Origin of the sequence: Microcoleus sp. Pol1C5 (genome assembly GCF_036701115.1) — a bacterium.
In the GTDB taxonomy this organism is placed as follows: Bacteria; Cyanobacteriota; Cyanobacteriia; order Cyanobacteriales; family Microcoleaceae; genus Microcoleus.
Map to the genome: position 1 here is coordinate 132,076 of NZ_JAUBQE010000002.1, position 16,578 is coordinate 148,653.

At 46.0% G+C, this 16,578-nt stretch carries 13 protein-coding genes; 4 read left to right on the forward strand and 9 right to left on the reverse strand.

Annotation, left to right across the window (positions count from 1 at the left end):
• Position 1 precedes the first annotated feature (1 nt).
• Positions 2-418: a hypothetical protein gene (locus tag QUA23_RS01615; RefSeq protein ID WP_333075629.1), complete on the forward strand. Its 417-nt coding sequence runs from the start codon at positions 2-4 to the stop codon at positions 416-418.
• Between the two features lie 287 nt (positions 419-705).
• Positions 706-2,406 (forward strand): pentapeptide repeat-containing protein, encoded by a 1,701-nt coding sequence (locus QUA23_RS01620; RefSeq protein WP_333075631.1) that lies wholly within the window; start codon positions 706-708, stop codon positions 2,404-2,406.
• Positions 2,407-2,803: 397 nt separating this feature from the next.
• Here the strand turns inward: QUA23_RS01620 and QUA23_RS01625 are convergent, their stop codons facing one another.
• The gene (locus QUA23_RS01625) at positions 2,804-3,445 is read right to left on the reverse strand and encodes a methyltransferase domain-containing protein (RefSeq protein ID WP_333075632.1); all 642 of its coding nucleotides are present in this window, start codon (positions 3,443-3,445) and stop codon (positions 2,804-2,806) included.
• Positions 3,446-3,566: 121 nt separating this feature from the next.
• Here QUA23_RS01625 and QUA23_RS01630 point away from each other — a divergent pair, with 121 nt between their 5' ends.
• Complete coding sequence (locus QUA23_RS01630) at positions 3,567-3,761, forward strand: hypothetical protein (RefSeq protein ID WP_333075634.1); 195 nt, start codon at positions 3,567-3,569, stop codon at positions 3,759-3,761.
• A 62-nt stretch (positions 3,762-3,823) separates the two neighbouring features.
• Here the strand turns inward: QUA23_RS01630 and QUA23_RS01635 are convergent, their stop codons facing one another.
• The 7 genes from QUA23_RS01635 to QUA23_RS01665 all read right to left on the reverse strand — a co-directional run bounded on the left by QUA23_RS01635 (position 3,824) and on the right by QUA23_RS01665 (position 14,373).
• Positions 3,824-4,984 (reverse strand): patatin-like phospholipase family protein, encoded by a 1,161-nt coding sequence (locus tag QUA23_RS01635; RefSeq protein ID WP_333075635.1) that lies wholly within the window; start codon positions 4,982-4,984, stop codon positions 3,824-3,826.
• A 143-nt stretch (positions 4,985-5,127) separates the two neighbouring features.
• Positions 5,128-5,658 carry a peptidoglycan-binding protein gene (locus QUA23_RS01640; RefSeq protein ID WP_333075637.1) on the reverse strand — a complete coding sequence of 177 codons (531 nt, stop codon included), beginning with the start codon at positions 5,656-5,658 and terminating at the stop codon, positions 5,128-5,130.
• A 1,011-nt stretch (positions 5,659-6,669) separates the two neighbouring features.
• Positions 6,670-8,763, reverse strand: coding sequence for a HEAT repeat domain-containing protein (locus QUA23_RS01645; protein WP_333075638.1), 2,094 nt, complete (start codon positions 8,761-8,763; stop codon positions 6,670-6,672).
• Between the two features lie 212 nt (positions 8,764-8,975).
• Positions 8,976-9,335, reverse strand: a complete 360-nt coding sequence (gene nirD / locus QUA23_RS01650; RefSeq protein ID WP_333075639.1) for a nitrite reductase small subunit NirD — start codon at positions 9,333-9,335, stop codon at positions 8,976-8,978.
• 210 nt (positions 9,336-9,545) lie between these two features.
• Positions 9,546-12,110: a nitrite reductase large subunit NirB gene (gene nirB, locus QUA23_RS01655; protein ID WP_333075641.1), complete on the reverse strand. Its 2,565-nt coding sequence runs from the start codon at positions 12,108-12,110 to the stop codon at positions 9,546-9,548.
• 302 nt (positions 12,111-12,412) lie between these two features.
• On the reverse strand, positions 12,413-13,201 hold the full coding sequence (locus QUA23_RS01660) for an ABC-2 family transporter protein (RefSeq protein ID WP_333075643.1): 789 nt from the start codon (positions 13,199-13,201) through the stop codon (positions 12,413-12,415).
• 191 nt (positions 13,202-13,392) lie between these two features.
• Positions 13,393-14,373, reverse strand: a complete 981-nt coding sequence (locus QUA23_RS01665; protein ID WP_333075644.1) for an ATP-binding cassette domain-containing protein — start codon at positions 14,371-14,373, stop codon at positions 13,393-13,395.
• Between the two features lie 198 nt (positions 14,374-14,571).
• Between QUA23_RS01665 and QUA23_RS01670 the strand changes: the two genes are divergently transcribed.
• The gene (locus tag QUA23_RS01670) at positions 14,572-15,381 is read left to right on the forward strand and encodes a calcium-binding protein (RefSeq protein ID WP_333075645.1); all 810 of its coding nucleotides are present in this window, start codon (positions 14,572-14,574) and stop codon (positions 15,379-15,381) included.
• A 60-nt stretch (positions 15,382-15,441) separates the two neighbouring features.
• On the opposite strand, the gene QUA23_RS01675 is transcribed toward QUA23_RS01670, so the two are convergent.
• Positions 15,442-16,476 carry an NAD(P)-dependent alcohol dehydrogenase gene (locus QUA23_RS01675; protein ID WP_333075646.1) on the reverse strand — a complete coding sequence of 345 codons (1,035 nt, stop codon included), beginning with the start codon at positions 16,474-16,476 and terminating at the stop codon, positions 15,442-15,444.
• Between the last annotated feature and the right edge of the window lie 102 nt (positions 16,477-16,578).

A 16,578-nucleotide genomic window follows, 5' to 3' on the forward strand; every position in this document is an offset into this window, starting at 1 on the left:
CATGGAAAGAGGTTTAATGTGGGTGCCGCTGCTGGCAATTTTTATTTCTCTAGCTTGGGCTGGATGGAACGAGTATCAAAAGCTGGAAGCGTATCGCGTCTGGGCCGAACAATTCGCTAAAGCCAAGTACGATATTTATGCTGTACTCGGTCAGCAAGAAGACAGTTTAACTTGGGGAAAACCTACTCGCAGCGGGCCTGTGAATTTGCAAACTTTTTCTTTAAAAGACGTGCAGTCGCTGCGGTTGTTAGTCAACTCTCAGGCAGTTGATTTAGAGTCGCCGCCGAGTTCGGGAAGTCCAATCGCCCTCGAATTTTTGTTGAAAGATGCTGCTGCTGTGCAGGTTCCTTTTACAGAAATTCCTCTAGCGACTAAATGGGGAAAACACTTGCAGCAAGAATTGCAGCGCTTTAGGTAAAAACACTCTCCGGTGGGGCAGCGTATAAGATGTGAACTTTGCTGCTTTAAGTTACAAAAGTCTGTAAAGCTGGTACTAGAAATAGAACTTACGCAACAAATCCTTTGAGCTGCTATCTATAGGGGTAAAGTACCCACGGATCACCCGGAGGACATGAGTTCTTGCAGTAAGTAGTAGGAGTAGTGTCCCCGTGCCTAGCCCGATCGTGTTCCGTGCACACCTTAGAGTTAAAGTTATTGACCAGCGCGTCCTAAAACAGCTAAATTGCCAGCCCCCCAATCAGCGGAATGCAAACACAAGAATTTTTACAGCGCTATCAACAAGGAGAGCGCAACTTTGGTCACATTGACCTCAGCGGCGCTAGTTTAAGCGGTGTTAACCTGCGAGAAATAGACCTCACTGGTGCTAACTTGACCGGTGCTAATTTAAGCTGGTCTTTTTTGAGCAATGCCAAGTTGATAGGGGCTTGTTTGCGGCGCGCGGATCTCCGCAGTGCGGGGCTGGCTGGGGCTAATCTGAGCGGGGCAAATTTGAGCGGGGCAAATCTTGCTAAAGCGGATTTGCGCCTTGCTTGTTTGGAAGCAGCAGAACTCAATTGGGCCGCGTTCCCCGAAGCGGATTTGGGCGGTGCTAATCTTCAAGGAGTTAAATCTGACCAGATTAATTTTGCCGGGGCTAAACTCGACGGCGCGAAGTTGATGGCGGCGGAATTGATGGAGGCAAATCTCAACCGCGCCAGTCTTGTTGGTGCTAATTTAACTGGTGCTAATTTGCGGGAAGCGCATTTGGTGGAAGCGAATTTGCGATCGGCAATTTTAATCGGTGTAAATTTGATTGAATCTGACTTGAATGGCGCTCAAATGCGATCTGCAAATCTGACGGGCGCTGACTTGCACCGAGCTGTGCTGGCGGGGGCAGATTTGACTGAGGCGGTGCTGGATAACGCTGATTTGAGTCGAGCTAATCTCGCAGGTTCTTATTTATTGAAAGCGAGTTTTAAGAAGGCACTTTTGCTGCGAGCTAACCTGCAAGGAGTGTATTTGCTGCGGGCAGATTTGAGCGAAGCTAATTTGCGAAGTGCTGATTTGCGGAAAGCTGATTTGAGTGGCGCTTATTTGATGGATGCGATGTTGGGTGAGGCGGATTTAAGAGAAGCTTGTTTGATTGAGTGCCGTTTGATTCGGACGAATTTGGAGGGGGCGCAGCTTACGGGTTGCTGCATTCAAAATTGGCAAGTTCAAGATGTCGATCTGTCGAGAGTTGACTGCAGCTATGTTTTTACTCAGTTTGATTATACTGCGAAAGTTGCGGCAACTCGCTTTCCGGTCGATCGCGATTTTGAGTCGGGGGAATTGGGGCGGCAGCATCAAGAGGACAGTTCTATTGTGAAGGTGTGTTTTGATGAATCTCCTAATTGGGAGGCTTTGGTTTTTACGCTGCGTCGGGTGGAGTTGGAAAGCCACGAACTCAAATTTAACGTTCAATTTTTTGACTCTGCGGGAGAACAAAATTTACTGCGGCTGAGCGCGAACCGTTTGGTGAACGGCAAGATTTTGGGAGAGCGCATTTTGGAGCTTTATCCAGATATGTTGGAAAAGGTTTTAGCCAAGGACGCTGAAATTTTGAGTTTGCTGGACTTGGCTGTTCCTAGTAACAATGCGGAGCCGAGCCAAAAGGAAGCATTGCTCAGAAGACAGGAAATCTACCAGCGAATGGTGCGCCAAATTTCGTTTATTTTGATGTCTCAGACGCCGGATAAATTCTCAGAAAGTGTGCAGCGGCTGTTGGATTATTTGAAGCAGCAAGGTATCCCGACAGAGCAGATTCAAAAGAAAGTCATCAGTCAGGCGATCGTGCAGCGGGCGAAGCAAGACCCGTCTTTTCGCGAGCAGTTGCTCACGTGGGAGAAAACAGCCTCCGATCGGGTTCGCGGTTCGATGATGGGGGAAGCAGTGCGGTATGCAATTACCCTTTTGAGCGATTATTAACAGTTAATTGTGAACACTTGAAGCCGAAAATCAACTAATACTGGCCCTTGCTCTTCTGCTTCGGAAACTGCAAGCGATCCTGCATTATTGCCAACCAAGACCCGATGTTTCGGGAACAGTTGCTTACGTGCGAGAAAACGCCGTCCCATCGGGTTCATTGTTCGGTAATTGGGGAAGCGGTGCGATTTGCGATCGCCCTTTTGTGGGAATAAATTGACCTAGAATTGAAAAGCCAGTATCACAGTGTATACTTTTTATTTTTGAGGTAAAAGTTTATGAAGATTAGTTAGGATTCCGAAATTGATGCTCTCTACATTAAATAGATCTTTTACCGTAGCTTAAATGTAGCTTTTGCATCATCACCAATATCTCCATACCGTTCGCTGCAACATGGTTGTTAGGCTGCCTGCTTTACTGTTTTGGCTGTCATTAATCCCCAAAACCAATTTATTTTATAGCGTTCTATATACACATCATTGTACCCCGCATCTTCTAGGATTCGCCTGCACTCTTGTTCGCCATAAGTCTTGAAGTGAGCGCGATCGAATCGACGGAGAAATATATCGCAAATACGGCACGTCCAATAGTCGTCACACCAATCTGTAATGACCAACTGCCCACCTGAACGAAGAACTCGGCGCATTTCTTGAAGTGCAGTCATAGGCTGATGAATGTAGTGAAACATATTGCATGAAATCACGACATCAAACTGTTCATCCTCGAAAGGGAGCTTTTGGGCCCATCCCTGAGACAATTCAATGGTTGCCGGAAGTCTCTGTCGAGCAACTTGCAACATCTCTGGCACTGGATCGACACCAAACAATCGAGATTGTGGGTAAGTTAATCCAAGCTGCTGAAGAAGTATACCTGTACCGCAACCGACATCTAGCAACCGATCAGTCGGTTGTAGTTTAAATCGGTTGAGGGTTTCTTGGGTCGTCGCTTGAATGTAGAACGACCATTTGACATCATAATCAGAAGCTAAACGCGAGTATTCTTGAACAACTGGATGGTTCTTGGGCAGATGGTTATCAGACATAGCATTGAGTTATTTGGCCACTATTAGCTGTTAGGTTCAAATGACTGACTGTATCATCCTTTATTCTCATCGCAATTAATTTTAACTTCTATGTCTAATAAATTAGTTTTGTTTATCAATTTTGGCTCCTGAGCCGGCGCCCGCTAAGGCCCGCACTTGCTCGTCGGCGTCGGAAACTGCAAGCGATCGCAACAGTGGCACAACTCCCGAATTTTCGGGAACAGTTGCTCAGGTGGGAGAAAACGGCTTCGGAGTGCGATCGTTGTTCGATGATGGGGGAAGCGGTGGGGTTTGGGATGCCCTTTTGTGGGAATGAATACACACAAAATCTTACCCCCATTAAAAATCCTCCAACCAGAGTTCGATTTAACGGTGCGGTTAATTAGAATATAGTTCAGCGTCCTCCTTCAAAAGCTTACACAACTCATCCAAATCTTTCTTACTGTGTTCAATCAGTTTTTCACCTCGCTTCTCTAGGTACTCAATATTGCCGGGACTTGAGTTGTCGATTTGATCGTGACCATTATCGCTACTCAATTGAAGTTGAAAACGATAGTAGTTTCGGTTATTTTCTTTATCTCCTTTAGTCACCATTAGCTGATCGAGTTCATACGCAACCGATTCGCTTTGGCCATCTAGAACAACGTTAATTAAGGGAATAGCCCATTTTAGTTGACCCCAATTTTTTGCTTCTTTATACTTATATTTCTTAGTTAGTGAGCCCGTACCTAAAGAAACAACAAGGGTCTCAGTACGTTGTAGTTCTTCACCAGTTTTTTTCTTGTAAGAAATCATCGCCTCCATCATTGCAAGTGAGGAAGGATTATTTGCAATAATTCCGCCATCTACCAAAGCGTAATATCCCTCATCGGTATGATGTCCCGTTTCGAGTTGGTAGGGTGGAAAGAATGTCGGTGCAGCAGAAGTTGCCATTGCTGCTTCCCACATTTTGAATCCCGTACATACTTTCCGGCTATCAAAACTCTTGATTTCCTCTGCGTCCCGATTGCTTGTAAAAAAAATTGGTGCTCTGAGTTCGATATCGTAGCTCGGGATGAAAATTTCTCGTAATGCCTCTTCAACCTTAGCTTCACCTAAAAGATCCTTTAAAACTTGTTGCCTACCTTTTGGGTTGTGCTTGGGTTGTAACAAATCATCAAAATCCAGTGGAACATACTCATTAAAAATCTTTTGTCCATATTTGCGATAGAAATTTACAAGTTCGGCAGCGGTATACTCTGGCTCACGATTGATGCTAGAGTCTGAGTTCTTTCTAGTTAAACCCAGTGCTAAAATTCCTCCTGTTGAAGTGCCTGCAATAAAATCAAACATTGTTGCTATGCGTTTTCCTGTGCGCTCTTCAATGTAGTTGAGAAGGATCGCAGGAATAATACCCCGAATACCACCACCATCAATTGATAAAATTCTTCTCTTAAATTTAGTACCCATCACATTTACTCCTTTAGATATTGCTTCAATTATCAAGTGAAATGAAACAAACTCATACAGCATCAAAATACCAACAGCCAAGGTCATCATATGGTTTCCGGTTGCATCGGAATAATAAAATCGAGTCAACAGTTAACAGTCAACTATTCATTTTTTCGAGCCGCCAGTCAACAGTCAACAGTCAACAATTATTTCGCTCGTGCAACCGGAATTTATATGAATCCAACCCCTAATTAGTGCGGTAACTTGCTGAGGGCGTGCCAAGTTCTGTAGCCGACAATTCCATCTTGCGGTAAAGCCTTGCTGAGTTGCAATTGTCGCACTGCTACATCTGTCATCGTCCCGAAGAATCCGTCAATGAAGCCGAAATAGTATCCATTGATTTTCAAGACATTCTGAACAATTTTAACAGCATTACCAGAACTGCCCTTCATTACTACCGGCATATTCACAGGTGCACCAGAGTATAGTGCTTCCCAAGTGATAGGGCCGACAATCCCATCTTCTTTTAAAAAGACGCGGTGTTGGTAGCCTTTGACCGCGTTTTGAACTTGGACGCCGAAAATACCGTCAATCGGCCCGAAATAATAAGCCCAATGATATAGAAGCTGTTGTAGTTCCTTGACAGCTTGACCTGTTGAACCCATTTGTAAAGTGGGTTTGTTTACTCCAGTGGTTTCAGCAAATGCCAGATTTGATTGAGCAGTAGTATCGGCGACGAGAGCCATAGTTTCATTGTTCAAGCTTCTTTCTTCGGTGTACATAATGTGGTTCCTGTCAACATTTAAGTTTTAGTCTTTGATATTTCAGGTATAACTGGTGGGATTTGTGAATGCACAGTCACTTTTTGGAGTGTCACTCATTTGAGTGTCACTCGTTTGAGTTAGTCCCAGTGTTAACTGTTAATTTCTCTTCCGGCTGCGCCGGAATGATATTCTGAAAGAATCTTAAGAGTGCAACGAGGACAAGTTATGCCTAAACTTCTAAAGTTGGAGTCTCCTCAAACTTCATAAAGAAGAGTTGTCTAAACTTTATCGTCAAGCATCGCCTCCAATTGAACGGATGCGCTACCAAATAATTTGACTATTGGCAACCGGACGAGTTACAGAAGATTTTGCTTCAACCACGAGCTAATGTCGTAACTCGATATATCGCGAAAGTTCCTTGTGACAATTGATATTATTTCAGTGCTGCCAAGTTCTTCTTAAGCAACCTTCTTTGATTAAAGAGCTCACTTGTTTTCACGGGTGGCCAAAAACCATAGCTAGATCATTCCGGCACAGCCGGAATTGATATCATCCGGATAACCGCAGCAGATATCAAACAACGCCGAGATGTCGCCACCCTGCTCAATTCACTCTGACGACGGGCGAGAATTCACAGCCTGAGCAATATGCCCCTTTTGTTTCTCAACTGCCACCAGTTCGTAAGTCGCCAGAGTCTTATTAATCCGCGCTAAAAAGCGAGCATCGCACGGTGACTCTTTAGCAAGGGTGGAAGAGCAGGTATGATTAATTTTCTGAAGTGCCTAAAGGATTGTTTCCAGTTATATCAATTCCGGTAGCATCGGAATAGTAAAGTCCAGTCAACAGGCAACAATCACAGATGGTGAAACCGGAATCCATCTAATTCCTCTGCGTTAATCTGTGTTTATCTGCCTGTATCTGCGGTCAAAAAAGATAATTTATGAACCGCAGATGACAAGGGATTGATGCTGATTCACGCAGAGATCGAGAAGAGAGATAGGAATAATGCTGATGCTAACAGATTTGATCTTACCAATCTTGACTGCGTAGCCGGCGACAGGCTAAGGCGCGAATTTGCTCGTCGGCGTCGGAAACGGCAAGCGATCGCAACAACGGCACAACTCCCGGATTTTCGGGATAATGTTCGATAATCGCTTCGAGCGCTGTAAATCTGGGATTGTAAGGAAAAGAACCGTTTTGATTGTCAACATCGCTCAAAGCCCGATCGCGCAAAAACTCAAACATTCCCGGCTCGTCTTTCCATCCCCGCATTAACTCTACCAGGGCGATCGCCCGCACCTGCGAATCTTCATCCTTTTGAGCTCTACTTTTGAGCCACTCGAAAGTTTGAGACTGATTTGTCCGCGCCCGGGCTAACTTTTGCAAAGCCATTTGCCTGACAGCCGGACTCTCATCGCCCTCTGCTTTTGCCTCCAGCAGCATCCAAGTTTCAGGGTTGTCCGGCCAGTTGTAAGCGAGTTCAAGCACCGCCGCTGGGCGCACCAGGGCATCGCTAGAATCAAGCTGAATTTTCAGCCAAGGCAAGGTTTCCTGGTCGTCGAGCCACCCCCGCACGATCGCCCGCACCAGCACGCTCAGCAGGTGAGAATCTTGCTCTGACTCGACCAGGCTTTTGAGGAAAGGCAGCGTCTCGCCCCGGTGAGACCAGCGTTTTGCGATCTCTTCCACGGCAGTTTCTCGGACGTTCAGGTGTCTGTCTGACTCGGCGAGATTTTGCAACCAAGTAAAGACTTCGAGACGGGGTGACGGCAGTGTGGCGACAGCTTCCACTACTACTTGTCGCACAGTCCAGTAATCTTCGGAATCAGCTATTTTTTGCAGCAGGGGCAGGGTTTCTGGGTGGTCGGGCCAACCTGCTGCTATCTGTTTTAGGGCTATTTCGCGCAGGTCGGCGTCGCGATCGCCCAATGCTATATTTTTCAAAAAAGTCAGAGTTTCGGGGTTCCCGGGCCAGCCAGAGGCAATTGCTTGCACAGCAGCCCGCCGGACGCTCGAACTCGCGTCGGACTCGGCTTTAGTTTTCAGCAGCGGGTAAATGTCGGGATCGCCGGGCCAGTGCGAAGCCAATTCTTCTAAAGCTGCTGTCCGTACTTCTTTGCTGCTGTCGGATTCGGCTAGGGTTTTCAGCAGCAGGCAAACGTCGGCTGCAGCAGGCCAGCCCGCTGCCAACTCCCGCACCGCTACTGTTCGCAGGATAGAACTTCCTGTCTGGGCAAGGTTTTTGAGCAGGGAGGCGGTGCCTAAAAGGCTGTGCCAACCTCGGGCTATTTCTTGCCACGCTGCGACTCGCACTCCCAAGTTTTCGTCGGATTCGGCGGCGGTTCTCAGCAGCAGCAAGGTATCTGTGCGATCGGGCCAATTAGAGGCTAACTGTTCGAGTGCTGTGGTGCGGACTGCGGGACTTTGATCGAACTGAGCCAGGGCAGCCAGCAGCGGCAAGGTATGGTTCGTGTCGGGCCAACCACAAGCGATTTCTCGGACACAGGTCGATCGCACTGCCCAGCTTTGATCGGATTTGGCGAGGTTTTTGAGCATCAGGTAAATTTCTGGCTGCTCTGGCCAACCGCGGGCTATTGCTTCGACTGCTGTGGCTCGGACTTCGCCACAGTCACTGGAGTGAGCGAGTATTTTCAGCCAGGGCAGGGTTTGCGGGTCGTTTTTCCAAGTTTGGGCGATCGCCGCGATCGATCGATTGCGAATTTGATAAATTTCCTGCAATTCTTGAGCGCTTTGATAAAGAATCAGGAAACCCGTGCCGTATTGCGATAACTTTTTTAAAGCGTTTAACAGTTTTTTTTCAGTTTTTTTATTAACATCATTTTTATTTTTTAACAGGCATTGCGCTGCTAAAAATAAATTAATAAATTTTTCTTGTTGACCGTTTTGCTCGGTGAGATATTCTATAATTTCGCTTGCTGTTTCTTTGTCGAGCTTGGCTGAAATTTCTCTGAGGACTTCGTGCAAAGATTCGTCCCGCCAGTGCTGGCCGAAAACTTGTGCCTTGAGTTCGCCCCAAGTCAGTTGACCGATTTTGAGTTGGGCATGGATTAACTCTGCTACAGTCTGGGGATTATTTTCGGAAACAAGTTTTTTTAACAACATACCGATACCCTGCCCGTGAAGTTTGTTTGCATTCAAAATCCGAAACCATATCCAGTATTAGTTTAGAGTTTGGTGAGCCTTCCTGGAGTAGGTCGCTGATTAACTCCATTTTATACCACAACTACGGGGTCGCGTCCCAATGCAAAATCCGCCACCACCCAGAGAAATGTTAGGTGTTGGCGGATGGCGCTCGAACAATTAAGCCGCTGAATCTAGCTAATAGCTACTTGGACGCGCTCGGCTGCAACCCGAACCGCAAAAGTCGGAATTTTTACCGTTTCATCATCGAGACATTGCCCGGTAGTCAGACTAAAGTTTTGTTTGTAAATGGGAGAAGCAACTTTGAGAGTGCCGTTGCGATCGCCCACAATTCCCCGCGACAAAACAAAAGCTTTGCTAAACGGGTCGTAATTGCTAAGCGCATAAACTTCATCTCCGTTTCCCACTCGGAAAATCGCCACTTGTTCGCCTTTAACTAAAGCGCAAACTCCAGTATAAGGGGCGATCGCATCGAGAGAACACACATCTACCCAAGTTGTTACTGTATCGGAAACTTGTAATGATTGAACCATCTTCTTTTCCTGTTAATTTACTTTAATTTCATTCCCAGTCTCCGGCTGGGAACGTAGGTTTCGAGACTCTGCCTCGCCGAAGGAGGCTCTGGCTTACGGTTCGAGGAGGCATAGCCTCCGGGACTTCATTCCCAGGCAGAGCCTCGGAACGAGATTAAACGAGATTAAATCTTGCTCGCTCCCCTTAGCAAGGGGAGGGCTGGGGAGGGGTTATTCCGAAACTCCAACCAGAGCCTTTTCATGTTCGTTAGCAGGCCGCGTTTGTCCCCGTTCCGCAACACGAACAATACTCGGATCTGGCAAATCGGAATTCACAAAATGCTGGAACCGCTGCACCTTTTGTGGGTCTTCAATGGTCGTTTTCCACTCACATTGATAAGTATTCACTAAATGTTCCATCTGCGCTTCTAATTCAGCACAAATGCCCAGAGAATCCTCAATTATCACCTGTTTCAAGTATTCAATCCCGCCCTCAAGCTTATTCAACCAAGTAGCAGTGCGTTCCAATCTGTCGGCGGTGCGGATGTAGAAAACCAAGAATCGATCGATATACTTAATCAGCGTTTCCTTATCGATATCCGTCGCCAGCAAAACCGCGTGCTGTGGCTTAATGCCGCCATTGCCGCACACGTACAAATTCCAACCATTCTCTGTCGCAATTATCCCAAAATCCTTACTTTGAGCTTCCGCGCATTCGCGAGTGCAACCAGAGACAGCAGATTTGAGCTTGTGGGGCGATCGCAAACCGCGATACCGCAATTCAACCTCGATCGCCAAACTCGTTGAATCCTGCACCCCAAAGCGGCACCAAGTGCTGCCAACACAAGATTTTACAGTACGCAGAGCCTTACCGTAAGCGTGTCCCGACTCAAATCCCGCATCAATCAACCGACGCCAAATATGCGGCAATTGATCCACGCGAGCTCCAAACAAATCAATCCGTTGCCCGCCAGTAATCTTAGTATAAAGCCCAAAATCCCTAGCAACTTCACCCAAAACAATCAACTTATCGGGAGTGATTTCTCCCCCCGGTATTCGCGGCACCACCGAATAAGTACCGTCGCGCTGAATGTTTGCCAAAAAGTAATCGTTCGTATCTTGCAAACCGACGTGAGACTTCTCTAAAATATGGTCGTTCCAAGTAGAAGCCAGCATCGAACCAACAGCAGGCTTGCAAATTTCGCAACCCTTACCTTTGCCGTGTCTTTCAATCAACTCCTCAAAGGTTTTAATCTCTTGAGAGCGCACTAAATGGTACAATTCTTGACGAGAATATTCAAAATGTTCGCAGAGATTATTTTTGACTGCAAACCCAGCTTTCTTCATCTCCGACTTGAAGATATCCGTCACCAAAGGCACGCAGCCGCCGCAGCCCGTACCAGCTTGAGTGCATTTCTTGACGCTGGCAACATCGGTTAAATTGCGATCGCGAATCGCTTCACAAATCTGCCCTTTGGTAACATTATTGCAAGAACAAATTTGAGCCGAATCAGGCAAACTGTCTACTCCAAAACCCGCCGGTACTCCCCCTTCTCGCGGTGGCATTAACAAATCTTCGGGATGCGGCGGCAGAGCAATTTCATTTTGCATGAATTGCAACAACGTGCCGTAAGCCGAAGCATCTCCCACGAGAATTCCGCCTAAAATTCGACTGCCGTCTTGATTTAAAACTAATTTTTTGTAAATGCCTTGGAAGGTGTCAGTGACAACAATCTCTTTAGTATCGGCAAACTTGGGAAAAGGATCTCCAAAACTAGCGACATCCACCCCCAATAATTTGAGTTTAGTAGACATATCCGCACCTGTAAAAGTGCTTGTAGCGGGGGCATCCTGCAGGCCATCGGCTGCACGCCTCAAAATATCTGCTGCTACGCTTGCCATTGTATACCCAGGCGCAACTAAGCCGTAGATGCGATTTTGATAAAGCGCACATTCTCCGATCGCATAAATGTCAGGATCGGAGGTTTGGCAGCTATCATTTATGATTATGCCACCGCGTTCTCCTACTTCTATACCGCAACTTCTGGCAATTTCGTCGCGGGGGCGAATGCCAGCAGAAAACACAATCATATCTGTTGCCAATTCCGAACCGTCAGCAAACAGCATTTTAGTAACTTTGCCATCTTTGCTAACAATTTCTGTGGTAGATTTGCTGGTGTGAACCGAAACCCCCAACTCTTCTATTTTGCTGCGGAGAATTGCACCGCCCATCTCGTCAACTTGCACGGGCATCAGCCGCGATGCAAACTCAACAACATGAGTTTTTAATCCCATATTTTGCAGAGCATTAGCACACTCTAGACCTAACAAACCGCCGCCAATTACTACACCAGTTTTGCAATTTTTAGCGTAATCTGACATCGCTTCTAGGTCGTCAATTGTCCGGTAAACAAAAGTCCCTGTAGCGTCTTTGCCTTTAATTGATGGCACAAATGGATAGGAACCGGTTGCGAGAACAATTTTGTCGTAGGGAACTTCTAAACCGTTGGCTGAAGAGACTGTTTTTTGTTCCCGGTTAATGGCGACTGCTTTGTCGCCGATGTAAATTTGGATGCCGTTTTCTTGGTAAAATCCCGGTGCAACTAAAGATAAATCTCCCGCTGTTTTGCCAGAGAAAAATCCGCTGAGGTTTACGCGATCGTAAGCAACGCGCGGTTCTTCACAAAAAGTAATTAAATTCCAGTGTTTGGCAGCATCCGAGCTGACCATTAACTCTAGGAACTTGTGACCTACCATGCCATTGCCGATTACAATGAGGTTTTTTTTGGCTGTCATTAGAATCTTTTTTATCCCGTTTATCAGTCGTTGGGTTTATTAATATAAGACTTTCTTGTAAACTTTTGTACTTATATATACAAAAAATCGGTGTTTATGCAATTGTCGAATACTCCCGATTGCATTTTTGCATGATGTGTGCGATCGACTTAAGTAGGTGCGTCAGTCGATTTTAGATTTTAGATTTTAGATTTTAGATTTACTTCACAGTTAAGAATGGTGCGTCAGCTAAGTGTTTTTGATAAAACGATTAACATTTTTACTGTGACGCACCTTACAGTTTTCTAATTTTTAATTATTATTTAAGCTCCCATGCTCGAATACTGCTTCAAGCCCTGTCGCCAAAGCCAGCGATTCCATACAAAAAACACCGCAGCCCAACCCAACATTACCAACAAACTGCGGCCTACATCTACGGGCAATCCGATCAAGATTGAAGCGGGAAAATGAATCAAATAAGGAAAAGGCGTCCACAAAACTACTTCGCGCACGGGTGCGGGAAAGACTTCTAACGGCGCGGTAATTCCCGATAAAAATAGGTAAATTAAAGACCAGAATTGCTCGATCGCACTTGCCCTTTCCAGCCAAAAAGCAAACAGCGCAAAAGTATACTGTATCAGAAACCGCAAACAAAAAGTCAAGACGATAACCAACAAAAATAGCAAAAACCTGCCCAAACTCGGCAGCCAAAAAGACTGCGGGTAAATTGCAAAAAATAGCAGCACTAATCCGAATACAAAGGGCAGCCTTGCAAACCTTTCGGAAACGTGAGATATGAAGTGGTGCCATACGGGATCGAGAGGCTGCAACAATCTATTAGATAGCTTGCCTTGCACTACTTCCTTTTCAAACTCCCAAATTACCCAAACTACATTTACTTGCCTGACAATGAAAGTGGCTAAAAAATAACGGGCAAAGTCGAGGGAATTCAGCCCAAATTGACCAGTCTTGGCGGCCTGCGTCCAAACACCCATCAAGATAAATGGCAAAGCTCCCGACAGCGCCCACAAAAACAATTCTGCCCGGTATTCGAGCATATAAGCGTAGTAGGTAAATAACAAAGTTTTAGCAATTTTGATTAATTTTGTCATATTACTTTTAAATTTAATTTTTCCGTGTTAGATGCCCGTTCCACAAAACATTAAAACTCTCGTGGAACAGGCATCTTGCCTGTTCACTTTTTCCGTGTTAGCAACGGGCAATATGCCCGTTCCACAAAACATAGAAGCTTTAGCCGAACAGATATCTTGCCTGTTATGGAGAATGAACCCAGCCAAAAACATTACACTTTTCCAGTGCGGAAGACGCGACCAATTACCTCTTCAATTGGCGGGTCAGTAACAGTCAAATCTATCACTTCTAACTCCGCCAAAATCTTCGCCACGCTCACCGTCAGTTCTTCCCTTTTCACTAAAAAACGCACCGATTGTCCCTCAATAGATTCTACCTCCCCGTAAGCAAAAGCACTATCTTTTACCAGCGGCTTAGCTAATTTTACCTGAACTTCCCGATAAGGTGCAAACCTGTCGAGCAATCCGTCTAAACTGCCATCATAAACTAATTGACCTTCATGGATTAACAAAACGCGCTTGCATAAAGCAGTAATGTCCGCCATGTAATGGCTCGTCAACAGCACCGTTGCTTGATAGCGCTCGTTATATTCTCGCAGAAATTGCCTGACGCTAAACTGTGCGTTTATATCCAAACCTAAAGTCGGTTCATCTAAAAATAATACTTCCGGCTGGTGCAGCAGCGCCGCCATTAATTCAGCTTTCATGCGTTCGCCTAAAGAAAGCTTTCGTACTGCCTGATTTAACTTGCCTTCTAATGACAGCATTTCTGTCAATTCTCCGACTCGCCGCCGATAATCTGTATCGGGAATGCCGTAGACAGCGGCATTGATTCGCAGAGAGTCAAGCACAGGTAAATCCCAAATTAACTGCTGTTTCTGTCCCATGACTAAGGTAATTCTTTGCAGAAAATCTGCTTCGCGACGGAAAGGAGTACGATCGCACACTCTCACAGTACCAGCCGAGGGATAAATCAAACCAGTCAGCATTTTCAGCGTAGTAGTTTTGCCCGCACCGTTAGCACCGAGAAACCCCACCACTTCCCCCGGTTCAATACTGAAAGAAACGCCCTCAACTGCTTTGATATTGCGGTAAGTGCGACTAAAAAAGTGTCGCACTGTTCCTTTAAGCCCCGGTTCTTTAATCGCTACCGGATAAACTTTGCTCAAGTCTTCAACTAAGATAATTGGCATCGGTTCAAATTTTAACTTTTATTTTAATCTAGGGTATTTCCATCAGGCTTGTGCCAAGATGGAGCGATCGAGCTGTCTAGTAGGGTGCGCCAGCGATTGCTCGATCGCGAGTCAGGAAATAACTGTGTTCTGGCGCACCCTAATAAGCTGTAGAATATTGCACAATATCTATCCTCACATCGCACAAAGTTTACAATTATGGTACTCACCCCAGATAATTCAGACATCCCTCGTTTGGTAGGAGACAATTCTCCTGAAAATATTACACTTGCACCAGGACAACTTGCTAGTTTTCCTGGGGGACTTTGGATGGTGGGCGGGAATGATACTGTCAGGGGCTCGTCAGATGCAGAACGGATTTTCGGTAACGATGGTAAAGACAGTCTGTTAGGTGGTGTCGGCAGTGATTCTATTTACGGTGGCAAAGATGATGACGATGTTTTGGGAGAAATTGGCGAGGATTTCTTGACAGGAGATAGAAATAGCGATTTCCTTGATGGGGGTGCGGGAAATGATTTCCTGCGTGGAGGACAAGGTGTTGATTTGTTAGTGGGCGGAGACGGTAATGATACTTTAATTGGCGACAGAGAGGTGGATATTTACCAAGGTGGTGCAGGTAGCGATGTATTTATTTTGAGAGTCGATCAAGCGGGAAGCAGAGTAGCTGGAATTGAAGTTGCTGACGCGGTAATTGTGGATTTTGATAAGTCTAGCGATTCGATTGGAATTAGTGTGGAATTTACCAGCAGCAATATCTCCTTGGAAGAGGTAAGTTATAGCTTGAACGATCCGAGACTGCTGCTGATCGATCCTGCAACTATAACGGGGGGAACGAGTTTGTTAGCCAAGGGTGGCATCTCGCGGCAAAGTCTCGATCCCGATGGCAACGGCCGTGTGGAAGCTACTAATATTAGATTCGGTTTTACTAATGCTTTGTTGGGTACTGTTTTGAATGTGACCCCAGCCGATTTAAACGGTCGTTTGATTAATGCTAATGCTTTGCTTTAATTCGTTGCTTATATATTTTTAGTAGGGTGCGCTAGGCGCACCTTACCCATTACGCATTATCTAACTCACCGTCAAAACTGCTCGATAGCGCACTTGATTGTCCCGGACCTTCTGCATTGCTTCATTCGCTTGTGCGATCGCAAAAACTTCGATAATCGGCTCAATCCCAAACTTCTCTGCAATTGACAGCATTTCATTAATCATAGCGCGACCGCCGATCGGCGAAGCCATAATTCGGCGCCGCTTTGTCAGCAACGGAAACAAGGGAATGCTCAACGGTGCGTCGGGAACTCCCACAAAAGCAAGCGCCCCATCAGAATCGAGAAAATCAATGTAAGGAACCCAATCTAAAGCAGCAGGAACAGTGCTCAACAAAATATCTAATTTGCTGCTGGGTGCTTGAGGAATTTCGCCTTTTCCTACTACAATAGCTTCGTCCGCCCCCATTTTCTGTGCAAATTCTGCCTTATCTTGGGAAGTAGTAAAAACTGTAACGCGGTTGCCTAATTTTTTCGCAAATTGCACCGCCATGTGTCCCAAACCGCCGATGCCGAGAATGCCAATTTCTTGCCCGGAACTCATCCCCGCATTCCGCAAACCGGCGTAAACCGTAATTCCGCCGCACAACAGCGGCCCAGCTATTTTGGAATCGATGCCTTTGGGAATAGGAAAAGCAAAGCGGGAATCTACCATCAAATAATCGGCAAAACCGCCCGGGCCTGTAACAATTAATCCCTGGTTTTCATCGCAGAGATTTTCGTTACCGCGCAAGCAGTCGCGGCACTGCAAACAAGACGACCTTTGCCAGCCGACACCAACGCGATCGCCGACTTTTAAATGAGTCACTTGCGGCCCTATTTCTGCCACTTCTCCGATAACTTCGTGGCCGGGAACGAGGGGATATTTTGATTGACCCCAATCGTTGTCAATCATGTGCAAGTCAGAGTGACAAATGCCGCAAGTTAACACTTTTATCAGACATTCATGTACTTTGGGAGGTTCGACATCGAATTTGTATTCTTCAAGCAATCCCCCGGTTTTTTGAACTGCCAGTGCTTTGATTTGCATGGTGGTGTTTCCTGGTTTGTTTGCCATTATAGTGTTCGGGGCGGGTTTAGCAGTCTCTTTCTTTAGTTGTATATATTCAAGGGAATCTGCCACTAGGACTCAGGCGCGTTACTAATAATTTGTCGGGTG